This is a genomic window from Paracoccus sp. N5, assembly GCF_000371965.1.
Lineage (GTDB): Bacteria > Pseudomonadota > Alphaproteobacteria > Rhodobacterales > Rhodobacteraceae > Paracoccus.
Genome location: NZ_AQUO01000001.1, coordinates 711,493 through 730,504 on the forward strand (window position 1 = coordinate 711,493; position 19,012 = coordinate 730,504).

A 19,012-nucleotide genomic window follows, 5' to 3' on the forward strand; every position below is an offset into this window, starting at 1 on the left:
GCACCTCTGAAAGGGAAGTTCGTGGAACGTCATCGTTCCCTGCCAACTGCCTAGCCTAGGTCATGTTGACAAATGGCGGAGCCAGAGCCTGATGCAGGCGACGTCGACGAAGCCAAGGAAGCTTTCGGCGGTTTTGTCGTAGCGGGTTGCAAGGCGGCGGCTATTTTTCAGCTTGTTGAAGCAGCGCTCGACCATGTTGCGCAGGGTGTAGATGGTCATGTCGACAGCCTTGCGCACCCTTCGGTTCCTTCGCATCGGTATCATGGGCAGGGCGTTGCGGCTCTCGATGTCTTCCCGAATTTTATCAGAGTCATAGCCCCTGTCGGCGACCAGAACTGCTGGTTGCGGCAGGTTGTCGGCCATCACCATATCATAGCCGGTGTAGTCGGAATCCTGCCCCGGCGTGATCTCGGTCCTCATCGGGAGGCCTGCGCCGTTGACGCGGAGATGGATCTTGGTCGAGAAGCCGCCTCTCGAACGGCCAAGAGCCTCTTTCGGAGTCCCCCTTTTGCGCCCGCCGCATGATGATGGGCGCGGATCACAGTGCTATCAACCATCTGGAGCTTGTCTGGCGCGATCCCAGCGTGGTTCAGCGCATCCAGGATATCCTCCCACAGTCCCGCCAAAGTCCAGCGGCGGAACTGACGGTAGACCGAGGACCACTTGCCAAACTCTTCGGGCAGATCGCGCCATGGCGCACCAGTCCTTGCGATCCAGAATATACCATTCAGAACAAGACGATGGTCCGCAGGTTTCCGCCCGTTAGGGTGCCGGACGGCACGAATGAAGCCCTCGAAGAAGGTCCACTCATCGTCGGATATCAGGTTGCGTGCCAAGTTCATCTCCCACGTAGAGATGAGCTTGAATCATAGGACGACTGCCAGAGGAATCCCTTTTGTCAACACGACCTAGCGGCCAGGTCACGCCGACGGAACTGAGTCTCAGGGGCGGGGACGATTTCGACGTCATGGACGGCCGGCATAGGATCTATGCCCTCCACGAGGAGGGGTTCACGGACGTGCTTATCCAGGTCCTCCCGATGGAGCCGGGCGATGAGGGGAAAATTGATAGGCTAGCGGAACGTCTCGCGCCTTAACCATCCCCAATGGCAATAATTCCCCGCAAAACAAAGGCCTGTGTTGGCGGGAAGCGGCGAGCCCGCCATGGTGGGTGTTCGAGATGAAACGACACGCTCCCGCTCTTGATGCAATGATCCTCGAATAAGAATCCTCGCCATTTAACGGTCCTGGCTACCGCCCCGCCGGAACAGAAAGTGTTGTCATACGGCCCCTTCGGCAGGGTCGAGTTTGGCCGGCTCATCCCCCGCCCCCGCGACATCCTCCGGTATCTCCTTGAGAAAGCTCTCGCCGGATTGCAGCCTGCGGCCGAGGGTCTCGACGAAGCCCTCGAAGCGTTCGCGGCCCTTGGCCTGGGCGGCGGCGTAGCCCTCGGCCGGGACCGGCGGCGTGACGGTCAGCCAGAAGCGGACGAAGAGCGCCAGGGTTTCGGCGCAGAGGCCGACATCGCGTTCGAGCCGCATGATCTGGCGCGACATGCGGTCGAGCCGGCGGGTAAAGGCCGCCTCGCGCCGGTCGGCATCGTCGGGCGAGAGAAAGGAAGCGACGGCGGCCTCGACGATGGCCGAGCGCGAGACCTTCCTGCTGTCGGCGAGATCCGAGATCTGCCGCAGCAGTGCGGGCGGGAAATAGACGTTCAGTCGTTGGCGCATGTTTTTTGACTCCTTACATGGGAATATCGTCGCCGGGATCCATCGAGGCCTGCCGGGCGACACCAGCCATCTTGCGGCGCAGCGCCTGGCGCTGGCGCGCGGCATCCGCCTGATCGTCACCGAGCAGCTGCCTGAACTCGTCCTCCGGCGACGGTTCCTTCCGTTCGTGGACGATCTCGACATGCTCGGGCAGTTCCGGCTCGCGGCGCAGGCCGGAATTGGCCTTGTCCTGGCGTTTTGCCTTGGACGTTTCACCGGCCCCTGCCCGATCCGCCGCCTGCTTCGGCGGCTTCAGCCCGGTCCAGTCGTCTGGTCGCGGTGATGGAGCAACCTCGCGCGGATCGGGCGGGGCCAGCATCCGCTCCCTGAAGCGCGGATCGGCATAGTAGCGCGCCTTCCGGGCCCGGATCGGCGGAGTGCCCGCGACCATGACGATCTCGTCCTCCGGCGGCAGCTGCATCACCTCGCCCGGTGTGAGCAGCGGCCGGGCGGTCTCGGAGCGCGAGACCATGATATGGCCGAGCCAGGGCGCGAGGCGATGGCCGGCATAGTTCTTCATCGCCTTCATCTCGGTGGCGGTGCCGAGCGCTTCCGAGACCCGCTTCGCGGTGCGTTCGTCATTGGTGGCGAAGCTGACCCGGACATGGCAGTTGTCGAGGATCGAGTTGTTCGGGCCATAGGCCTTCTCGATCTGGTTCAGCGACTGCGCGATCAGGAAAGCCTTCAGCCCATAGCCGGCCATGAAGGCCAGGGCGGATTCGAAGAAGTCCAGCCGCCCCAGCGCCGGGAATTCGTCGAGCAGCATCAGCACCCGGTGCCCGCGGTCCTTCGCGTGCAGATCCTCGGTCAGCCTGCGCCCGATCTGGTTCAGCACCAGCCGGATCAGCGGCTTGGTGCGCGAGATGTCCGAGGGCGGCACCACCAGATAAAGCGTCGAGGGCTTTTCCGCCGCGATCAGATCGGCGATGCGCCAGTCGCAATGCGATGTCACCGCCGCCACGACCGGGTCGCGATAGAGGCCGAGGAACGACATCGCCGTCGACAGCACGCCGGAGCGCTCGTTCTCGGATTTGTTCAGCAGTTCCCGTGCGGCGCTGGCGATGACCGGGTGCGGTCCGGCCTCGCCCAGATGCGGGGTCTTCATCATCGCCGCCAGGGTGGCCTCGATCGAGCGGCGCGGATCGGAGAGGAAGGCCGCGACGCGCGCGAGGGTCTTGTCCTCCTCGGCATAGAGCACATGCAGGATGACGCCGACCAGCAGCGCGTGGCTGGTCTTTTCCCAATGGTTGCGCTTTTCCAGCGAGCCCTCGGGATCGACCAGGATATCGGCGATGTTCTGGACGTCGCGCACCTCCCATTCGCCGCGGCGGACCTCCAGCAAGGGATTGTAGGCAGCCGAGGCCGCATTGGTAGGATCGAAGAGCAGCACCCGGCCATGCCTGGCCCTGAACCCGGCGGTCAGCTGCCAGTTCTCACCCTTGATGTCGTGGACGATGGCCGAGCCGGGCCAGGTCAGCAGCGTCGGCACCACCAGCCCGACGCCCTTGCCGGAACGGGTCGGGGCGAAGCAGAGCACATGTTCAGGCCCGTCGTGGCGCAGGTAGCCCTGATCGTAGCGGCCCAGCACCACCCCATCGAGACCGAGCAGCCCTGCTCGTTCGATCTCGGACCGCCCCGCCCAGCGCGCCGAGCCGTAGGTGTCGACATCGGCAGCCTCGCGGGCCCGATAAACCGACATCAGGATGGCGATGCCGATGGCGAGGAACCCGCCCGAGGCGGCGATGATACCGCCCTCGACAAAAATGCGCGGGGCATAGGCGTCGTAGAAATACCACCACCAGAACAGGGCCGGCGGGTAATAGACCGGAATGCCCCAGACCTCGAACCAGGGCGGCCCGAGCTGGGGTTGGAAGCCGAGCCGCCAGGCCGTCCATTGCGTGCCGGACCAGACGAAGATCAGCACGATCAGGAAGACCACGCTGATCTGGCCCCAGAGGATCTTCGTGCCGGACATGGAAACACCTCCTTTCAACAAGGGTTCTTGCGTTACAGCCCGAGGTCGCGCCTGCGCCCCAGCGACCAGTCGATGCCGTCGCCCGGTTTCGCCACGCCGGAGACATGCCGGCCGATCTGGCCTTCGAGGTCGCGCGACCAGGGCACCAGCTGGAAGCTCAGACCGTCGTCGATGACGGCGAAGCGGCCCGACGAGAGGGACAGCTGCCGGCCACAGGTGCCGGCGACATTGTCGCCAGCTCTGGCTTGCACATGCCGCAGCCCGGTTTTCCGGGCGAGCTCGGCACCGACCGCATCGAGTTCGCGGCGGCGCAGGGTGGCGAGCAGATGGCGCCGCACCAGGATGCGCCCACCCTCGCGCCGGGCGAGGCCTTCCCCGACCAGATGCTCGGCGCGGGCATCCATCGCCTCGCGCACCTCCTTGCCGAAACCGCCCATGGCCAGCGGCATCGGCCGGCGCTCGACCAGACGGTGATCGAGCCAGGTGGCGCCCGGCGCGGCGATCTGGCTTTGCAGATCCAGATCGGAACGATGGGCGAGCCACAGCGTCGGGTTCGGATCCTCCGGCCCGCCGAAGCGGCGCAACTCGACGATGCCGCCGAGCGGCGGGGCCTGGTCGAAGGCCTCGATCCCGCGCAGGCGGATATGATGGGCGCGGCCGTCGACACCGTCGACCACCGCATAGGCCTCGCCGGTCAACTCGTCATGCAGCCCGAGATCGACCAGCCTCCCGATGACGGGCGGGCCGTCCCGGCCGCTGTCGGTGACAAAATCGAGAACGCCCCGTTCCTCGCCCCGCCCGGCGAAGGCCCGATGCATCCGGCTGACGATGTCGCCACGCCGACCCAGGTCGCGCAGGGTGCGCTCCACCTCCAGCCCCAGCATCCATTCGCCGGGACCGGCCGATGTGGCGAGCCCCATCTTCTCCAGATGTTGCAGCCGCCCGATCATCAACCGCCGCGGTTCGGGACTGCGCCCGGTGGGTTCGCCCCGGATCGGGGCGTCGGGGCGCAGGTCGATGAATCCCATCTCGTCGGCCTGGCGCCGGATCGTGGCATCGAGCCGGGTCCAACGTTCCGCCGTCACCTCGCGTTCCAGGGCGAAGCGGATCTCGTGCTCCTGCCTGGGGCCGAGTTCGAGGGAGACCAGATCCTCGGCGCGGGAGCGCAAGCCGTAGCCGATATAGTCGCGCGAGATGACCAGATCCTTGCCGGTCTCGTCCGCGCCGCGGACCAGCAGATGCACATGCGGATTGTCGGTGTTCCAGTGATCGGCGGCGATCCAGTCCAGCTTCGTGCCGAGATCGGCCTGCATCTGTTTCACCAGATCGCGGGTGAAGGCGCGCAGATCGGTCATGTCGGACGCATCCTCGGGCGAGACAATGAAACGGAAATGATGCCGGTCGTCCTGGCAGCGTTCCGCGAAACCGGAATCGTCGGCATCGTCGGAGGTGGCATCGAACATCAGCCCGTCGCTGTCGTCGCGGCGGACGCCCTCGCGCTTGAGATAGGCGAGATGGGCCGTCATCGGGGCGGAGCGGAAGGATCGCCCCTTGTGCCGGACCACACGCGCCTTCACCACCACCCGGCGCTGCGGCGAGAACAGCCGCGAGCGGCCGAAGCTCGCCCGCCCGCGCCCGAAGGTCGAGTGGCCGGTGCGGACGGGTCGTCCCGAGGACGACGAGCCCCCGGCCGGTCCCGCCTTTCGGACCGGCCCCGCCTTCCGCGCCGCGCGCAACACCTGATTGACGAAGCTGCCGCTGCGCGGTGCCCGGGTCGAGCGCGGCCGGCCCGGACGGATGCGGAATTCGCGGTCGTCGCTGCTCATGACAGCCCTCCCTGCCCCGCGATCCGCGCAACAGTGCCAAAAACACCGTTGAAATCGCGTGAAAACCCCAAAAACGCGGCACCGCCGCCGTCCGACCGGCCTCGAAAAAGACCCGCCATGTCAATGGCGTAGGTCTTTGACGGGCCGGGGCTTTTACCTTGCCATAGCCCCAAGGGCGGCGTGGCCCCAAAGGCCGCGCCGCCCGTTCCTTCGCTGTTGTACGCTGCAGTGCGATTTCTGCGATTGGGGCTCATGACGGGCCTCCCGGGCGGGATCGCCCTCGGCGGGCGCTATCCGGTTGAGGAAAATCGGGCAGCGGATCGTCAGGCAGGGTGAATTTCCGCTGCCATGATTGCCACGCCGCGGTGACGGCGCCAGTGCCGGGAAACAGGTCGTCGAGCCTGTCCTCAGGCCGCGCGGCGACCATCTCGAAGCACCAATGACAGACGGCTTCCGGCTTGGCGCCGGTCAGCCCGCGACGCAGGGTGATGCTTTCCTGGACCCAGTCGCGCAGCACCAGCCGCTTGCTGACCACGGGCTTGCGGGCGGCTTTGACGATCACCGGTTCCCAGGCCCAGGCGACCGGCACATTGCGCTTGAAGGCGGCGAAACCCTTCACCCAGGCCATCCAGCGCGCGCCCGTCGGTTCGACCAGCGGCGCAAGGGTGGTGAAGGAGCGCGGTGTCGCGGCGGCGTGCAGGATCCAGCCGTCGTAGTCCCGCTCCAGCCGCGCGATCAGCGCCGCATGATCGACCTCGCCGGCGTAATCGGGCCGGTCGCGGTAGAGATGCGCGCAGCCGATATAGGGCGGGTCCGCATAGGCGATCTTCATGGACTGAACCCTCCGTCGAGGTAGGGGGAGAGCCGCATGGAATGATTTTTCATTGCGCTGCTCCAGCGTCGGATCGGCGGATGAACAGGTTGTCGGATTGCTGTGCGACGGCGTCTGAAGCGGTGTCGGACGGTTCGGCAGGCGCTTCCGGATCGGTCGCCAATGCGCCATCGGACTGCGCCGGTTCCGAACCGGACCGACGCACGAACAGACCGCCAGACTGCGACCGGTCCGCATCCGGGCTGTCGATCATGCTGTCCGCGAAGAGCGGTGCTTCGCGCCAGTCCGGTGGCGGCGCGGCTGCGGAACCGGCGCCGGGAAGCGGGTCGCCGCCCAGCATCGGCGCCAGCGCGGCGACATAGGCACGGGTCTCGGCCGGCAGGGTCCGGCCCGAGACCAGGTATTCGTCGTAGCGCCCCGGCCCGGCATTGTAGGCGGCCAGCATGCCCGTGACATTGCCGTAGTGATCATGCATCTCGCGCAGATAGGCGGCGCCCGCAAGAATGTTGTCGCGCGGATCGAACGGATCATCGCCGAGACCATGGTGGGCGCGCAGCGCCGCCCATGTCTCCGGCATGATCTGCATCAGCCCCATGGCGCCTTTGGGTGAGACCGCATGCGGATTGCCCCGGCTTTCGACATGCCGGACGGCGCGAATCCAGTCCGGCGGGATGCCGAAGCGCAGCGAGGCTTCCGCGACATGGGCAGCGAAGGGGTCGCCAGCGTGCTGCGCGACCGGCGGCACGGGCTGCGCCAGCAGGCCGGCAGCCGGGAGAACGACGAAACTCAGGCCGGAAAGAAGAAGGATTGCGGCCTGACGGGCGGCGCAAGCCCGCCCGTCGGCACGTCGATGGAGGAAGACCGGCATGTCTCAGTCCCGCTCGTCGCGCTTTCTCGGGCGCGACCAGTGCAGGCCCCAGGTCCGACCCTGCTCGTCGGACTGAAACAGCCGGGCGCGGATCGGCTGCACGAATACCGGATCATCGAGGGCGACCGAGATATAGGTCCCGGCCTTCTCGCCGCTCTGGGTCCAGCCGGCGCCGATCTCCGGGCCGTCCTCGCCGTCGAGATGGATGCGGTAATCCGGAGCCTTCTCGACATCGGCGTTGTGGGTTGGCACGAAGACCAGGTTGAGGTCGAGGGTCACGGTGCGGATGCGGCCCTCGTAGCCCGATTGCGTGCGGGTGAATTCACCGATCTGTGGCATCAGTTGGTCCTTTCGGTTGCAGTTGGAGAGAGGTTCTGGGAGCCGCCTTCCGCACTGGCCATGGGCCGGCGGAAGCTGCCGTAGCCCGCCGCATCGGTCCAGAGCGGGACGATGCGGGCGGTGACGTTGCTGAGCGGGAGCGGGCCGAAATAGCGACCGTCGAGACTGTCCTCGGTGTCCCGGTTCATGAGGAATACCTCGCCCTCGCCGACCAGCCGGCAGCCTTGCCAGACGGGCAGCGGCCGGCCGAGGCGGTCGCGCTCGCGCGCCGCACCGAGGATCTGGCCGTGAACCGTGATCGTGGTGCCGGCGCGGCAGACCCGCGTGCCGGGAAGCGCGGCGACGCGCTTCAGCAGCGGCACGCCGGGGCCGACATAGCCGCGAGCAACGATGAACTGCGCCAGCGGCTCGGGCGGCATGACCGCGACCAGATCGCCGAGGGCAAGGTCGGCCGGCGGCTCAACGCGATAGAGACCGATGGGAAGGCTCGCGGATGCGTTCCAGATCAGCCGCGGCGCGATGTCGGTGACGGAGATGCCGACGATCACCAGCACGGCGGCGGCAGTTGCGCTGAGATATGCGGTGCGGGTTCTGCGGCTCATGATGCACCCCCGTGATCCGCAGGATCGTCGGCGGGCGGGTTATCCGCAGGATCGTCGGCGGGCGGGTTATCGGCAGCATCCCCCTTGGCAGCGGCATAACCTGCACCCGGGGCTGCAAATGCATCGTCGCCCGCGGCAGCATCGTTCGCCGGCGCGCCGCCGAGGACCGCGTTCAGCGCGGCCTCGCTGCGCAGGATGGCGCGGCCGATGGCCTCGGGGATCTGCGGCACCACCGCATCGCCGAAGGCCTCGACGATCAGGCTCGCCGCAGACGTCCCTTTGCGGCTGCCGAGCGCAAGGTGCGTGCGAGCCAGCCAGGCGGAAATCCCATCATCCACCCGTATGTGATGGGCAATGCCGCCGTTCCAGTCAGGCCATGGCTCCGCAAGATCGCCGCCAGCGCCCGCGCCCCGGCCCATTTGTCCGGCGCCCGATCCGTCATCGCCCCGTCCATCACCGCATCCATGGTCGGCGACTTCCGACGGTCGTAGGCCGGGCTCCAGCCGTCCATCCGGCTGTCCCGCTTCGTCGGCGTCGGCAGGATTTCCGGCACCCGCCTGTCGAAATGCAGCGCTTCGCCGATCGTCGGGCTGCGGTCGAAACGGTCCTGATCCGAGGTCATCCGGCCCTTGTGCTTGCGCAACACGCTGCCCCGCGGTGCCGCATTCGCCGTCGGCGTGCCCATCATGCCCGCATGGTGGCTGTTGTGGCCCTGCAACTGGCTCAGCAGATCGCCCCGGCCACCGCGATGCGCGTCGGACTTCCGCGGCGTCGCCAGGATCATCCGCAGCGGATATGTCGATCCCGCGCCGCCGCCGGCGCCGTCCTTCATCCCGTCCGAGGCCATCGGCGTCGGCAAGGGTCGGTTGCGGAACAGATCGGAAAGACCCGAGTCCTTCATCGCCTTCCGCGCTCCCGATCCGCCCTCCATCCGCATTCCGCCCTGCTGGGATTGCGACACGGGCGTGGGCAAGCTGTTCGGGATCGCAGCCGATGAGCCAGGACCGCTTGCGGACATGGTTGGCGCCGATATCCGCAGCACCCACCACGCATGGCCAGCAGGCGTAGCCGAGCGCTTCCAGTGCATCGAGCAGCCGGTCGGCGCCACGAGTTCTGAGCACAGGGCTGTTCTCAAAAGCGAACCAGCGAGGGCGGCACTCTCCAACCAGCCGCACGGCCTCGAGGTAGAGGCCCGAGCGTTCGCCCTCGATCCCCTTACCCTTCGTGTTGGCGCTGCTGATGTCCTGGCAGGGCGGCGATCCGACGATGATCTCGGGAAGGCAGCCGAGGTCGGAAACAAGTCGAGCTGCCGTGAGGTCGCGGACATCCGCGTAGAGTCTGACATGCGGGAAGTTCTCCGAATAGAGGATGCGCCGCCATTCGACGATCTCGCAGGCGGCAATGGTGACGAAGCCCGCCCGATGCAGGCCGAGCGACCAGCCGCCCGCGGCGCCGCTGAACAGGTCGAGTACGCGCAACGGCAGGGAAAGGTGGGTGCGACGGGCGCTCATACGCCCACCTTCCGGCGCTTCAGCCATGCGGCATGCTGGGCCCTGGTGTAGGTGCGGAACGGCTCTCCCGCCGCAATGCGGTTGTGGACATGCCGCCAGTGCTCGGGCGAGACGGTGCTGGGATCGATGCCCAGCGCCTCGACGGCATCCACCGCCTGCAGCACCCGCTCGACCTTCGGCCAGCCGCTGATCCGCAGCAGGATCTCGGCGCCCGGACGGACGCAGGGCAGCGTCTGGAACGGCTCGCGCGGCCCGACGGCCCGCAGGATGTCGAGACGCGAGACCACGGTGCCGTACTCGTTGCCCGCCCAGCGCACCAGCGCGAAGATGCTGCCGGGCGCGAAGCCGAGGGTCCGGCGCTGGCTGTCGATCCGGTGTTCGGAGCTGGGTCGTCCGAAGCGCAGCCAGTGCTCGACCCGCTTCTCTTGCCAGATCAGGTCAACAAGGGTGAGGGTGGGGTTCTCTGCGGTCTCAAGGCCATTTTCACCGAATGGAACGATCCTGTCCGTCATGACGGCCACCGCGACATCCGATCGGCAGACAAGCGCATCGGGGCGGAGGATATCGTAGGTGCTCGCAGCGGATCGTGGTATCGTCGTGAAAAGCGGATGCATGCTCCTGGGCACGACGGCGGATGCGCGAGCGGGGTCATTCTCCGTCCCCTTCCGACCCGCGCCGGGTCCGAGAATGAGGGGCCGTATCGGCGCCCGAGCGGGGGTTATCCACCGCCCGGCGCGCCCCTACCATGTTAGAGTCTTTTAAGTTAGATAAGTTACGGGCCGGATTCCGTTCGTCGGACCAAAGGCTTGACTGCCCCTGGCACGCCCGAAGTCCCGATATCGGCACGCCTGAAGTCCCGATACCGCCCACAGTTTCGACGCCCGAAGTCCCGATACCGCTCACCGAGTTATCCACAGGCGACTGTGGATAACTCGCAGGAAGGATCCGCAGCATCTCGACGTGATCGACGCGCTCGATCCGCAGCCGGTATCCGGGCAGAGACTGGCGGGCAGCGATGCGGCGAATGTCGCAGGCAAAATCGGCGGGCTTGGCCAGACTGCCCGACTTCGCATGCAGATGCAGGATATCGAAGCACCAGCCCTGCGGCTGACGGCCGGCATGCTTGCGGGCCACGCGGTAGAGCCAGCGCTCGATGCCGCCCTTGAGCCGGAAATAGGCCGGGTCGATGGTCAGCACCAGCGAGCGGTCGAGCACGCCGCGATAGAACCACTCGGGCAGCACGAATTCCATGCCCTCGACCCGGCCCCCGGCTGTCGTCATCTCTTCCCACTCGCCGATCCAGGAGAATTGGTGTCGGCGCCAGTGCTCGCCATGCCGGATCGTGGTCCGGATCACCGTCGACTGCAGCCGCGCCAACGTGCCTTTCAGCAGGCGATAGTCGCGGGCGCCGGTCTGGCGGCCGATGGCGGTCAGGAGCTGGTAGGGGGTGAAACGCAGGAAGCGCGAGGTTTGCAGCCCGGCGTTCTCGGCATCGACGATCTGGCTGGCGGCCCAGATCAGCACGTCGGCATCCCAGATGGTCGCCATGCCGTGCTCGGGAAAGCCCTGGACATGGACCTGGACACCGCCGGATTCATAGTGAATGGGCGTCAGGCGCTTGGTCTTTGCGAGCGAGAAGAACGGACGTTCCATCAGATCGCGCTGATCGCGCGGGCGGACCTCGCCGCCCGTGCCCGTCACCACGAAGGGGCTGAGGCGGCGGCGCTCGCCGGAAAGACGGGTGCGGCGGGACGTTCTCATCGCTGCCCCCTCAGCGCCGGTAGCGGCCGGCATGGGCCGGCGGCGCCACGGCATGGCGCTTGGCGGGCAGCACCGTGCCGCGCGGATCGGAGGTCGAGGTGACGGCGCCGCGCTCGGCCCAGGCCTGCAGGTCGTCGACGGCATAGACCACGCGGCCGCCGAGCTTGTGGAAGACCGGGCCGGTGCCGAAGCTGCGGTGTTTTTCCAACGTCCGGCCGGAGAGGCCGAGGAAATACGCGGCTTCCGGTGTGCGCAGGAAGCGCGGCGGCAGGTCGGTAAGATCGGGCTTCATCGTCGGGCCTCCGTGCGGTTCGCGGGGCCGCTGGCGGGCAGCGGCGTATGGAGGACAGGGTGACGAAGAAGAAACGGCCGCAGGGAGTGCGAAGTTGGGGGTGACTAATTCTCACCCCCCTGGCTGACTCCCAGACCACGAAGCTTGACGTGATGCTATGTCATCCTTACTTGTATCCTTACCGACAGAAAGGACCGCTCCGATGCCGACGGCGACCATCACCTCGAAGGGCCAGATCACCATCCCGCAGAAGGTCCGCCTCGACATGGGCCTGACGCCCGGCGACCGGGTGGATTTCGTGCGCATGGACGACGGCCATTACGCGGTCGTGCCCGCCTCGCATTCGATCCGCGCGCTGAAGGGCATCGTGCCGCGGCCCGACAAGCCGGTGAGCCTCGAGGACATGCAGGCGGCGATCCTGGGCGAAGCGACCGGCGCATGATCGGCATCGATACCAATGTGCTGGTGCGCTATCTGGCGCAGGACGACGCCGCACAGGCGGCCATCGCCACGGAGATCGTCGAGGGCTTTACGCCGGAAGAGCCCGGCTTCGTTTCGCAGGTGGTGCTGGTGGAAACCGTCTGGGTGCTGACGCGTGCCTATCGGATGACGCGCGAGGCCATCGCCGATGCCGTGGAGGTGCTGCTGCGGTCGCGCGAGTTGATCGTGGAGCACACGGAGGCCGGTTATCTGGCGCTGGCCACCTATCGCGCCACCAAGGCGGATTTCGCGGATGCGCTGATCGCGCATGGCGGGCGGCTGGCGGGCTGCAGCGAAACCGTGACCTTCGACCGCGGCGCCGCCAGCCATGCCGGCATGCGGTTGCTCGGGGAGTGACAGGCAGTCACCAGCGGGATTGGAGCGCAAAACTGCGGCGGCGGGCGGCATTCCGATGCCGGGCTGGCTGACGGATCAGCCTCGATAAAGGCCGGAGTGCAGCTTGATTACCTCGCCGCCTTTCTCGAGCTGGCGCAAGATTACGAAGTTCCATGCCGGCCCCCAAAGATCCGATGGCCTCATGGCGTGCGCGGGCAAGGCGGGGTCGATAGGCGCCCCCTGCCAGCACGCTGATGAACCAGCAGTGACCCCAGCCCCGAGATCGCGATGAGCACCAGACCCGCCAGCGAAACGAGATCGGGCCAATCGCCGAAGACGACGATCCCCAGTGCCGTGGCCGAAATCAACTGGCTGTAGACCAGGGGTGCGATCAGGCTGGCCTCGGCCTTCCTGCTGGCCATGACCAGCAGGAAGTTGCCCACGGCCGAACCGACGGCGCTGATCAGAAGCAGCACCAGCAAGGGCACGTCCGGCACGGGAAAATCTGCTTGCAACCCGAAGGGCGTCAGGACGACGGCCCCGATCAGCAATTGCGAGATCAGCAGGAATCGCGGCCGGAATCTTCCCGCCAGGGTGCGGGTCATGACCAGATAGGCGCCGTAGAATGTTCCCGCCGCCAGGGCGAAAGCCATGCCGGCGGAGCTGCCGAAACCGGGTTTCACCACAAGCATCACGCCGGCGAAGCCAAGTCCCAGCAAGAGGCTTCTTTGTGACGATGGCCTCTCGCCCAGAAACAGTATCGCCAGGACATAGGACACGATGGGACCGACGAAGAAGGCTCCGAAGACATTGGCGATCGGTTCCGTCTTCAGGGCCGTCAGGATGCAGCATATGCCGCTGGCGATAAGCCCGGCCCTCAGCAGGACGCGCCAGTCCAGCAAGGCGGGCAGTTCCCGCCGGGTCAAGCCGCTGAAGGGAAGCAGCATCAGCGCGGCCAGGAAAAATCGCGACCATGCCACGATGAAGGGATCCACGCCGCCGCCGGTCAGCAGCTTGCCCGCCGTATCGCCGATGACCACGCAGGTCACCGCGATGAAGACTGTCGCGATCAGTCGTAGCAAATCCGGCGTATTGGTCATGATCGTTCTCGGGAAGCGGAATTGAGGCGGGCATCTGGTTCGGGGCAGACCTTGCGACGTTGCGCGAAGGATTGGAAGGCCACCGTCCCGACAGTCCCGACAGCTACTTCCGCCGTCGCCGTCGCAGCAGGCGGCGGTAGCCGCCCCCGATCATGGCGCGGGCGTCCCTGACAAAGCCCATGACTGCGTCACGCAGCGCGGACGTCTTCCAGGCCTCTGTGCGGACCCGGTCGGCGCCGTAAATCGCGCCGGCGATCTCGCGATAGCTCGCCCCGCTCATGCGCCCGTCGATGGCTTGCAGCATCTGGCGCGCGCGCCGGCGCTGGCGTTCGGTCAAGCGGGGGTCCGGCGGCACGCTCCGCCGCATGAGAAAGCAGAGGAGGCGCGTGGCGGCCTCGATCCGGTCAAGCCCATCGGCATCAAGCGGGATGACGATTGCCAGCGGCCCGTGTTCCTCGACGCCCGCCAGCCGCAGCAGGTGCAGGCTTCGGCCATCACCGATGACGCAGCGGAACCAGGTGCCATCGGAATTCACCCGGGCATCAGCCGCTCTCAAAAGGTCGACCAGGTTGCCCTCAGCAGGCAGAACGGAGGGTAGCGCATCCAGCACGAGGCTGCCGGTCTCGCAGGACGGCAGCCAGTAGACCGGCGTATCCACGCAGGACAGTCCGGGCCGAACCGGGAAACGTAAGCCCCCAGCGGATCCGGAACCGAAGGATGCCCGGCGCATCCATCGTCTCTCGTCGCGCGACGGCGCGATAGTCCTGCTGATAGTCCTCGTTGCGCCGCAGCCATTCCCAGGCGAGATCGGGCGCTGCAACTTCGTCGACGAAATCGTAGCTCGGCGAGGATCGCCACTTCGACAGGTCGGGTTTCATGTCCATACCCCAAGGTTGAAGCCAGTGCTCGCGCGTTCAGCCAAGGGTTGGAAGTTTTTGTCTGCGCTAATACCCCCTGCCGGGCAAGGGAGGGTGCGGCAGAGGCAAATCGGCGGATTTCTACTTGCGATCAGCGGCCGTCGCGCAACAGGAGCTTGTAGCCGTCTTTTTTCATCCAGCGCGCACGGGCGAGATGGCTGTCGTAGATCCTGCGCGCCCGTTCCGGCTGACGCTCGGGATCGAGGCCGAAAAGGATCCGGACGGCTTCGCGCCAGTCGGCTCCGTCGTCGGCGGAATCGTGCAGCCGCATGTAGAGCTTCTGGTGCCGACGGTCGTAATCCGTCAGTTCTGGTCCGGTCGGCACATCCTCCAGATAGTCTTTTTCCGTCACATCCCTCTCCCGTCCGGGCGGTGATCGCGATGTTTTCTCGCAGCAGCACTATTCCATGCCGGGCCACGTTCCACAACAAACCGTGTTCCACGCGACGGATCCTGCTCCGCATCGTTAATCAGGCACAGTCACCGGGCGCAACTCCGAATGCCTGCACATCGGAGCAAACACCTCGGCATCCGATTTGTAGAGAATACTCCGTGGTTGAATGCTCATCAAGTCACCGATCTGTTGGTGATGAAGATTCGGGAGATATTCGCGCACAATCTGCGGGCGGCGCGGCAAGCCAGAGGCTTGTCGCAGGAAGAGCTCGCGCATCGGGCGGATATCGATCGAACCTATATCAGCTCACTGGAGCGCCGCGTTTACGGCGCCAGCATCGATGTCGTGGATCGCCTGGCCTCGGTCCTGGAAATGGAAGCATCCGACCTGCTTAAGCGGCCTGCGGAAGGCAAACGGCTGCCATCTGCGGAGCCGCCAAAGCCAGACAAGTAGCCCGGAGCGACACCGCTGCGTTTCCAGCGGGCACCTGCCTGCCGCACAAGCCGGACGCATGAGCCCGCAAGTCAATTTGCCTCGGCGGGATCTCTGGTCCCGGTGGAGGGTCAAGCGGGGCAAAACTCTCCGCTCGCGATCTGGATGGTCCAGCATTCGCCTTCATCGTCGGCCATCATCTGGATCTCGGTACGATCGGCGCTCAGGATCGCGTGCAACCCGCCTTCGGTGAAAATCTCCGGCTCGTCGGCCTCGGCGTCCCATCCGAGGCCCCATGCTTCCTGCACCGTTACCTTGCGGAATCGGCCCTCGGCAAAGGCGGTGGCGAGGGTCGCGGCATTGGCGAGGCGGCGGGCGGTCAGTTCGGCTGTGGTCATGTCCGTTTCTCCCGGTGGGGTGGTTTCCTGCTGCCGCAAGCCCCGCGACGGCGGGGCCAGATTGTCGGCGCCGGCGGCATCAGGCGCTTTCGATCTCGCTCGGGGTATCGAGGAGGAGGTCGGCGGCTTCGGTCATCGCCTGCAGGAGGATGATCTGGGCCAGTTCCTCGTCGGAGGTCTGCATCCATCCTCGGGTGATCCGCTCCAGTTCCTCGAGCCGGTGCGGGTCGCGGCGGATCAGGGCGTTGGCGGCTTCGGCCATCAGTTCGGTCACGGTGGTCGGGTGGTTCATGGTCGCTCTCCGATCTGTGCCCCGGTCCGATCCGGGCGCTTCTGCTGCCCCGACCCCTCGGGCGTTTCCGCCTGGGGCTGTGCGCTTCCGTCGGTGGGGTCAGATCAAGCCTGCCTTCTGAAGCCAGTTGGCGGTGTCAGGGGCGTCGGTTGCGCGGACAATGACCGTCAGGGTCATGCTGTCGCGGCTGGCGCGGGCCTTGACCCCGGTATCGGCGTCCATGCCCATCTCGATGTCCTCGAGATGGATGCGGCTCGCCAGGGGGTTGCCGGGGATGTTGATCTCGAATGTCGCGGTATGCATCGGGCTTGTCTCCGGTTTCCGGGACCGATCCATCCGGCCCCTTCCACCACCCCGGCCCCGCATTGCGGGGAGCATGGCACCGGTGGCTGGCGACCATGTTGGTGCCTTACGAATAGTCTAGCAAAAACAAGGCGCTAACGCAAGCCGATTGTGGCGTTTTCTCCATTATTTTCAGTCAGTTATCGGCATTTCAACTTTCTTCCGCAGCCGCCGAAACGCCCACGGGTGTCCACCCCGTTCGCCGGTGGACACCCGTTCCCTTCCGCTCCGAAGCTAAATACGCCCTTCGCGACCACGCGCCGACGATCACGCAAAGCTCATCGGTAGCGCTGTGGAGCAGCCTCGCTCCCCAGCCCCTTTTTGCCCAAGCCCCTGTTTCTTCTTCAGCGGAGAAGGATGGGGTCGGGGGAAGGCAGCAGGCTCCGCCGGAGGCTTCCCGGCCGGTCGATCCGGTCGGGAAGCCTTCTCTTGCCGGCGTGGCAAAGGCGCGATCCGCCGCAAACATGGAAAAACCCGGCGGCTGGAACCGCCGGGCTCTTGGGCCTCCCGTTCAGGAGGGAATGTCGTCTTCGTCGATGAACCGGCCTTCGTCCTCGTCGTCGGTCCCGGCCTGCGGCGCCCGGCTCAGGAAATCCACCGTCTCGGCGACGATCTCGCAGCCGTAGCGGTCGTTGCCGTCCGCATCCTGCCATTTCGTGTAGTGGATGCGGCCGCGCACCAGCACCTTCGTGCCGGATTCGCAATATTGCCGGATGGTCCGGCCCAGGCCGTTGAAGGCGACGATGCGGTGCCATTCCGCGTCCTCGACCCGATAGCCCTTCTCGTCGCGGACGACCCGGCCTTCCGAATAGCGCGGGCGCGAGGTGACCAGCTTGAAGCGGGTGACGTCGGTGCCGGTGCGGGTGGTGCGGGTTTCGGGGGCCTGGCGGATGGTGCCGGCGAGGATGACGATGTTCTGCATTGTAGGTCTCCGTTGCTTCCCCGGAGGGACCATTCCCTCCGACGAGACCCGGCCAAATCCGTCGGGAGGCACCTGCAACTGACGCCCCCTTCGGGCGGCAGCCTGCCCGCAAGGCTTCGGAGTGGGGCGGGCAGCCGCGCCCCGCGCGGCAACACGGTCCGGAGCCTTGGGGGTTGTTGGTGAAAACCGCACGGAGTTAGGGGATCGGACAGGCGGAGGGATTGGTTCGACCGGGAGCGGATCGGGGACATATCGCAGAACGGCGGCGTTCTCGCCGGTGCCGTCCTGTCCGCATGGCCCCCGGATTCCGCGCCACCTGTGGCGGTGCCGCTTCGCTTCGCCTTGCTGGTCGCCCTTGCGTCTGTCGCCGGAAGGCCGGGACGTTCGGGGCGGGAAGGATCGAGCTGTCGGGTCGGGGGCGCGGTATGGCATGGCCGCCGTTTCATCGGCCCTAGGGCGTGTTGACAAAAGGGATTCACCGGGCGCGGTGATCGTGATTCAAGCTGGTATCTGCAATGGAGACCAGCGTGGCACGAAACCTGATGTCGAACGACGAGTGGGCGTTCTTTGAACGCTTCATCCTGGCTGTCCGTTCTCCGAACGGCCGCAAGCCCACGAACCATCGGCTTGTTCTGGATGGGATTTTCTGGATCGCCCGAACGGGGTCGCCCTGGCGCGACCTGCCGGAAGAGTTCGGCAAATGGTCGTCTGTCTATCGGCAGTTCCGGCGCTGGACGTTGGCGGGGCTGTGGGAACAGATCCTGGAGGCGCTGAACGAGAGCCGGATCGTGCCGGATGCGCTGCAGATGATCGACAGCACCGTGGTTCGCGCTCATCATCAGGCAGCGGGCGCAAAAGGGGGACTCCGCGCCAAGGTTTCGGCCGCTCGCGAGGTGGCTTCACGACCAAGATCCATCTGCGGGTCAATGCGGCAGGCCTGCCCATGAGAACCGAGATCACGGCCGGGCAGACATCGGACTACCTCGGCTTCGATCTGGTCATGGCTGACAACCTGCCCGAGCCAAGCGTTCTGCTCGCAGACCGCGGCTACGACTCCGACAACATCCGCAAGACCATGGAGGTGCGCGACGTGGTGCCGGTCATCCCCATGCGCAAAACCCGGAAGCTACGGGTCGCCGTTGACCGCAGGCTCTACCGCCTGCGCAATCTCGTTGAGCGGTGCTTCAACAAGCTCAACAATGCCCGTCGCGTCGCCACCCGCTACGACAAGACCGCCGAAAGCTTCCTGGGCTTCATCGACATCACGTCGATCCGCCTCTGGCTCCGCCATTTGTCAACATGACCTAGGTTGGATCGTCCGGCAATATTGCGGTGCGGACAGAAAGCTGGTCGCATCGCGGCGGGCATTCATGGAACGAAATTGCAGGATGCGGTCGGCAGGGATCATGGGGTTGCGAAAGTTGGGGGGATGAAGGATTTCCGTAGTCTGGAGGCCGCAGATCGAGGAAGACCAAGACGATGGCCGATTTGTTGGCGATGATATTCCCATTTGCGCGGGTGGTTTGAGGCGCAAAGGCTCCAGCCCGGGTTTCCACGGGACGGCACGTCCGACAAGGGTACGAATGTCATGCCTGCGGCGGGCGACCTGGCAGTCACGCGGAAGG

At 66.0% G+C, this 19,012-nt stretch carries 24 protein-coding genes and 1 pseudogene; 4 read left to right on the top strand and 21 right to left on the bottom strand.

The features are described from left to right. Positions 1-60: 60 nt before the first annotated feature. From PARN5_RS23245 to PARN5_RS0103585, 13 genes are all read right to left on the bottom strand, one after another. Positions 61-842 (bottom strand): IS5 family transposase gene (locus PARN5_RS23245; RefSeq protein ID WP_085999836.1). Its coding sequence is split into 2 segments (ribosomal slippage): positions 61-500 and positions 500-842, totalling 783 coding nucleotides; the frame shifts between segments, so codons are not numbered across the junction. A 437-nt stretch (positions 843-1,279) separates the two neighbouring features. After that, positions 1,280-1,729, bottom strand: coding sequence for a CopG family transcriptional regulator (locus PARN5_RS0103530; RefSeq protein WP_017998408.1), 450 nt, complete (start codon positions 1,727-1,729; stop codon positions 1,280-1,282). Positions 1,730-1,742: 13 nt separating this feature from the next. Further along, complete coding sequence (locus PARN5_RS0103535) at positions 1,743-3,743, bottom strand: conjugal transfer protein TraG (protein ID WP_017998409.1); 2,001 nt, start codon at positions 3,741-3,743, stop codon at positions 1,743-1,745. A 32-nt stretch (positions 3,744-3,775) separates the two neighbouring features. Then, a complete protein-coding gene (locus PARN5_RS0103540) occupies positions 3,776-5,569 on the bottom strand; it encodes a DUF3363 domain-containing protein (protein ID WP_017998410.1) in 1,794 nt (597 codons plus the stop codon). Beyond that, positions 5,566-5,823 carry a hypothetical protein gene (locus tag PARN5_RS24055; protein ID WP_139294029.1) on the bottom strand — a complete coding sequence of 86 codons (258 nt, stop codon included), beginning with the start codon at positions 5,821-5,823 and terminating at the stop codon, positions 5,566-5,568. Before PARN5_RS24055 ends, PARN5_RS0103540 begins: the two co-directional genes overlap by 4 nt. Continuing rightward, on the bottom strand, positions 5,820-6,401 hold the full coding sequence (locus PARN5_RS0103545; RefSeq protein ID WP_017998411.1) for a hypothetical protein: 582 nt from the start codon (positions 6,399-6,401) through the stop codon (positions 5,820-5,822). The genes PARN5_RS24055 and PARN5_RS0103545 overlap by 4 nt, the downstream gene beginning before the upstream one ends. Before the next feature lie 49 nt (positions 6,402-6,450). Further along, the gene (locus tag PARN5_RS0103550; protein WP_017998412.1) at positions 6,451-7,269 is read right to left on the bottom strand and encodes a lytic transglycosylase domain-containing protein; all 819 of its coding nucleotides are present in this window, start codon (positions 7,267-7,269) and stop codon (positions 6,451-6,453) included. Positions 7,270-7,272: 3 nt separating this feature from the next. Beyond that, positions 7,273-7,608, bottom strand: coding sequence for a DUF736 domain-containing protein (locus PARN5_RS0103555; RefSeq protein WP_017998413.1), 336 nt, complete (start codon positions 7,606-7,608; stop codon positions 7,273-7,275). Then, a complete protein-coding gene (locus PARN5_RS0103560) occupies positions 7,608-8,210 on the bottom strand; it encodes a S26 family signal peptidase (RefSeq protein WP_017998414.1) in 603 nt (200 codons plus the stop codon). Before PARN5_RS0103560 ends, PARN5_RS0103555 begins: the two co-directional genes overlap by 1 nt. Further along, entirely contained in the window at positions 8,207-9,721 is a 1,515-nt protein-coding gene (locus tag PARN5_RS23250; protein ID WP_081614924.1) for a DNA cytosine methyltransferase, read from the bottom strand. Before PARN5_RS23250 ends, PARN5_RS0103560 begins: the two co-directional genes overlap by 4 nt. Next, positions 9,718-10,233, bottom strand: coding sequence for a DUF2840 domain-containing protein (locus PARN5_RS0103575; protein WP_017998417.1), 516 nt, complete (start codon positions 10,231-10,233; stop codon positions 9,718-9,720). Before PARN5_RS0103575 ends, PARN5_RS23250 begins: the two co-directional genes overlap by 4 nt. A gap of 136 nt (positions 10,234-10,369) precedes the next feature. Further along, positions 10,370-11,482, bottom strand: coding sequence for a replication initiator protein A (locus tag PARN5_RS0103580; RefSeq protein WP_036714532.1), 1,113 nt, complete (start codon positions 11,480-11,482; stop codon positions 10,370-10,372). Positions 11,483-11,492: 10 nt separating this feature from the next. Further along, the gene (locus PARN5_RS0103585) at positions 11,493-11,774 is read right to left on the bottom strand and encodes a helix-turn-helix domain-containing protein (protein WP_011749445.1); all 282 of its coding nucleotides are present in this window, start codon (positions 11,772-11,774) and stop codon (positions 11,493-11,495) included. 202 nt (positions 11,775-11,976) lie between these two features. Here PARN5_RS0103585 and PARN5_RS0103590 point away from each other — a divergent pair, with 202 nt between their 5' ends. Both PARN5_RS0103590 and PARN5_RS0103595 read left to right on the top strand, forming a co-directional pair. Further along, entirely contained in the window at positions 11,977-12,216 is a 240-nt protein-coding gene (locus PARN5_RS0103590) for an AbrB/MazE/SpoVT family DNA-binding domain-containing protein (RefSeq protein ID WP_017998419.1), read from the top strand. Beyond that, positions 12,213-12,611, top strand: a complete 399-nt coding sequence (locus PARN5_RS0103595) for a PIN domain-containing protein (RefSeq protein WP_017998420.1) — start codon at positions 12,213-12,215, stop codon at positions 12,609-12,611. Before PARN5_RS0103590 ends, PARN5_RS0103595 begins: the two co-directional genes overlap by 4 nt. A 179-nt stretch (positions 12,612-12,790) precedes the next feature. On the opposite strand, the gene PARN5_RS0103600 is transcribed toward PARN5_RS0103595, so the two are convergent. The 4 genes from PARN5_RS0103600 to PARN5_RS0103610 all read right to left on the bottom strand — a co-directional run bounded on the left by PARN5_RS0103600 (position 12,791) and on the right by PARN5_RS0103610 (position 14,878). Next, the gene (locus PARN5_RS0103600) at positions 12,791-13,690 is read right to left on the bottom strand and encodes a DMT family transporter (protein ID WP_017998421.1); all 900 of its coding nucleotides are present in this window, start codon (positions 13,688-13,690) and stop codon (positions 12,791-12,793) included. Positions 13,691-13,793: 103 nt separating this feature from the next. Beyond that, positions 13,794-14,348: a DUF2285 domain-containing protein gene (locus PARN5_RS0103605; RefSeq protein ID WP_232419298.1), complete on the bottom strand. Its 555-nt coding sequence runs from the start codon at positions 14,346-14,348 to the stop codon at positions 13,794-13,796. Further along, the gene (locus PARN5_RS25050) at positions 14,266-14,574 is read right to left on the bottom strand and encodes a DUF6499 domain-containing protein (protein ID WP_346420406.1); all 309 of its coding nucleotides are present in this window, start codon (positions 14,572-14,574) and stop codon (positions 14,266-14,268) included. The genes PARN5_RS0103605 and PARN5_RS25050 overlap by 83 nt, the downstream gene beginning before the upstream one ends. A 124-nt stretch (positions 14,575-14,698) precedes the next feature. Next, on the bottom strand, positions 14,699-14,878 hold the full coding sequence (locus PARN5_RS0103610; protein ID WP_232419368.1) for a hypothetical protein: 180 nt from the start codon (positions 14,876-14,878) through the stop codon (positions 14,699-14,701). A gap of 318 nt (positions 14,879-15,196) precedes the next feature. On the opposite strand from PARN5_RS0103610, the gene PARN5_RS0103615 reads away from it, so the two are divergent. Next, positions 15,197-15,454 (top strand): helix-turn-helix transcriptional regulator, encoded by a 258-nt coding sequence (locus tag PARN5_RS0103615; RefSeq protein WP_017998424.1) that lies wholly within the window; start codon positions 15,197-15,199, stop codon positions 15,452-15,454. 110 nt (positions 15,455-15,564) lie between these two features. On the opposite strand, the gene PARN5_RS0103620 is transcribed toward PARN5_RS0103615, so the two are convergent. From PARN5_RS0103620 to PARN5_RS0103635, 4 genes are all read right to left on the bottom strand, one after another. Then, a complete protein-coding gene (locus PARN5_RS0103620; RefSeq protein WP_017998425.1) occupies positions 15,565-15,831 on the bottom strand; it encodes a hypothetical protein in 267 nt (88 codons plus the stop codon). A gap of 79 nt (positions 15,832-15,910) precedes the next feature. Continuing rightward, the gene (locus PARN5_RS0103625; RefSeq protein WP_017998426.1) at positions 15,911-16,123 is read right to left on the bottom strand and encodes a hypothetical protein; all 213 of its coding nucleotides are present in this window, start codon (positions 16,121-16,123) and stop codon (positions 15,911-15,913) included. A gap of 99 nt (positions 16,124-16,222) precedes the next feature. Further along, the gene (locus tag PARN5_RS0103630; RefSeq protein WP_017998427.1) at positions 16,223-16,426 is read right to left on the bottom strand and encodes a hypothetical protein; all 204 of its coding nucleotides are present in this window, start codon (positions 16,424-16,426) and stop codon (positions 16,223-16,225) included. Between the two features lie 550 nt (positions 16,427-16,976). Next, positions 16,977-17,387 carry a single-stranded DNA-binding protein gene (locus PARN5_RS0103635; RefSeq protein WP_017998428.1) on the bottom strand — a complete coding sequence of 137 codons (411 nt, stop codon included), beginning with the start codon at positions 17,385-17,387 and terminating at the stop codon, positions 16,977-16,979. 542 nt (positions 17,388-17,929) lie between these two features. Here PARN5_RS0103635 and PARN5_RS23260 point away from each other — a divergent pair. Next, positions 17,930-18,690: pseudogene (locus tag PARN5_RS23260) on the top strand (IS5 family transposase). The last annotated feature ends 322 nt before the right edge of the window (positions 18,691-19,012 follow it).

What these genes read in the sequence shown, in the direction of transcription:
- PARN5_RS0103530 (WP_017998408.1), bottom strand. Translation starts at nt 1,729, where the DNA reads ATGCGCCAACGACTGAACGTCTATTTCCCGCCCGCACTGCTGCGGCAG.
- PARN5_RS0103535 (WP_017998409.1), bottom strand. Translation starts at nt 3,743, where the DNA reads ATGTCCGGCACGAAGATCCTCTGGGGCCAGATCAGCGTGGTCTTCCTG.
- PARN5_RS0103540 (WP_017998410.1), bottom strand. Translation starts at nt 5,569, where the DNA reads ATGAGCAGCGACGACCGCGAATTCCGCATCCGTCCGGGCCGGCCGCGC.
- PARN5_RS24055 (WP_139294029.1), bottom strand. Translation starts at nt 5,823, where the DNA reads ATGAGCCCCAATCGCAGAAATCGCACTGCAGCGTACAACAGCGAAGGA.
- PARN5_RS0103545 (WP_017998411.1), bottom strand. Translation starts at nt 6,401, where the DNA reads ATGAAGATCGCCTATGCGGACCCGCCCTATATCGGCTGCGCGCATCTC.
- PARN5_RS0103550 (WP_017998412.1), bottom strand. Translation starts at nt 7,269, where the DNA reads ATGCCGGTCTTCCTCCATCGACGTGCCGACGGGCGGGCTTGCGCCGCC.
- PARN5_RS0103555 (WP_017998413.1), bottom strand. Translation starts at nt 7,608, where the DNA reads ATGCCACAGATCGGTGAATTCACCCGCACGCAATCGGGCTACGAGGGC.
- PARN5_RS0103560 (WP_017998414.1), bottom strand. Translation starts at nt 8,210, where the DNA reads ATGAGCCGCAGAACCCGCACCGCATATCTCAGCGCAACTGCCGCCGCC.
- PARN5_RS23250 (WP_081614924.1), bottom strand. Translation starts at nt 9,721, where the DNA reads ATGAGCGCCCGTCGCACCCACCTTTCCCTGCCGTTGCGCGTACTCGAC.
- PARN5_RS0103575 (WP_017998417.1), bottom strand. Translation starts at nt 10,233, where the DNA reads ATGACGGACAGGATCGTTCCATTCGGTGAAAATGGCCTTGAGACCGCA.
- PARN5_RS0103580 (WP_036714532.1), bottom strand. Translation starts at nt 11,482, where the DNA reads ATGAGAACGTCCCGCCGCACCCGTCTTTCCGGCGAGCGCCGCCGCCTC.
- PARN5_RS0103585 (WP_011749445.1), bottom strand. Translation starts at nt 11,774, where the DNA reads ATGAAGCCCGATCTTACCGACCTGCCGCCGCGCTTCCTGCGCACACCG.
- PARN5_RS0103590 (WP_017998419.1), top strand. Translation starts at nt 11,977, where the DNA reads ATGCCGACGGCGACCATCACCTCGAAGGGCCAGATCACCATCCCGCAG.
- PARN5_RS0103595 (WP_017998420.1), top strand. Translation starts at nt 12,213, where the DNA reads ATGATCGGCATCGATACCAATGTGCTGGTGCGCTATCTGGCGCAGGAC.
- PARN5_RS0103600 (WP_017998421.1), bottom strand. Translation starts at nt 13,690, where the DNA reads ATGACCAATACGCCGGATTTGCTACGACTGATCGCGACAGTCTTCATC.
- PARN5_RS25050 (WP_346420406.1), bottom strand. Translation starts at nt 14,574, where the DNA reads ATGGACATGAAACCCGACCTGTCGAAGTGGCGATCCTCGCCGAGCTAC.
- PARN5_RS0103610 (WP_232419368.1), bottom strand. Translation starts at nt 14,878, where the DNA reads ATGCGGCTGCACGATTCCGCCGACGACGGAGCCGACTGGCGCGAAGCC.
- PARN5_RS0103615 (WP_017998424.1), top strand. Translation starts at nt 15,197, where the DNA reads ATGAAGATTCGGGAGATATTCGCGCACAATCTGCGGGCGGCGCGGCAA.
- PARN5_RS0103620 (WP_017998425.1), bottom strand. Translation starts at nt 15,831, where the DNA reads ATGACCACAGCCGAACTGACCGCCCGCCGCCTCGCCAATGCCGCGACC.
- PARN5_RS0103625 (WP_017998426.1), bottom strand. Translation starts at nt 16,123, where the DNA reads ATGAACCACCCGACCACCGTGACCGAACTGATGGCCGAAGCCGCCAAC.
- PARN5_RS0103630 (WP_017998427.1), bottom strand. Translation starts at nt 16,426, where the DNA reads ATGCATACCGCGACATTCGAGATCAACATCCCCGGCAACCCCCTGGCG.
- PARN5_RS0103635 (WP_017998428.1), bottom strand. Translation starts at nt 17,387, where the DNA reads ATGCAGAACATCGTCATCCTCGCCGGCACCATCCGCCAGGCCCCCGAA.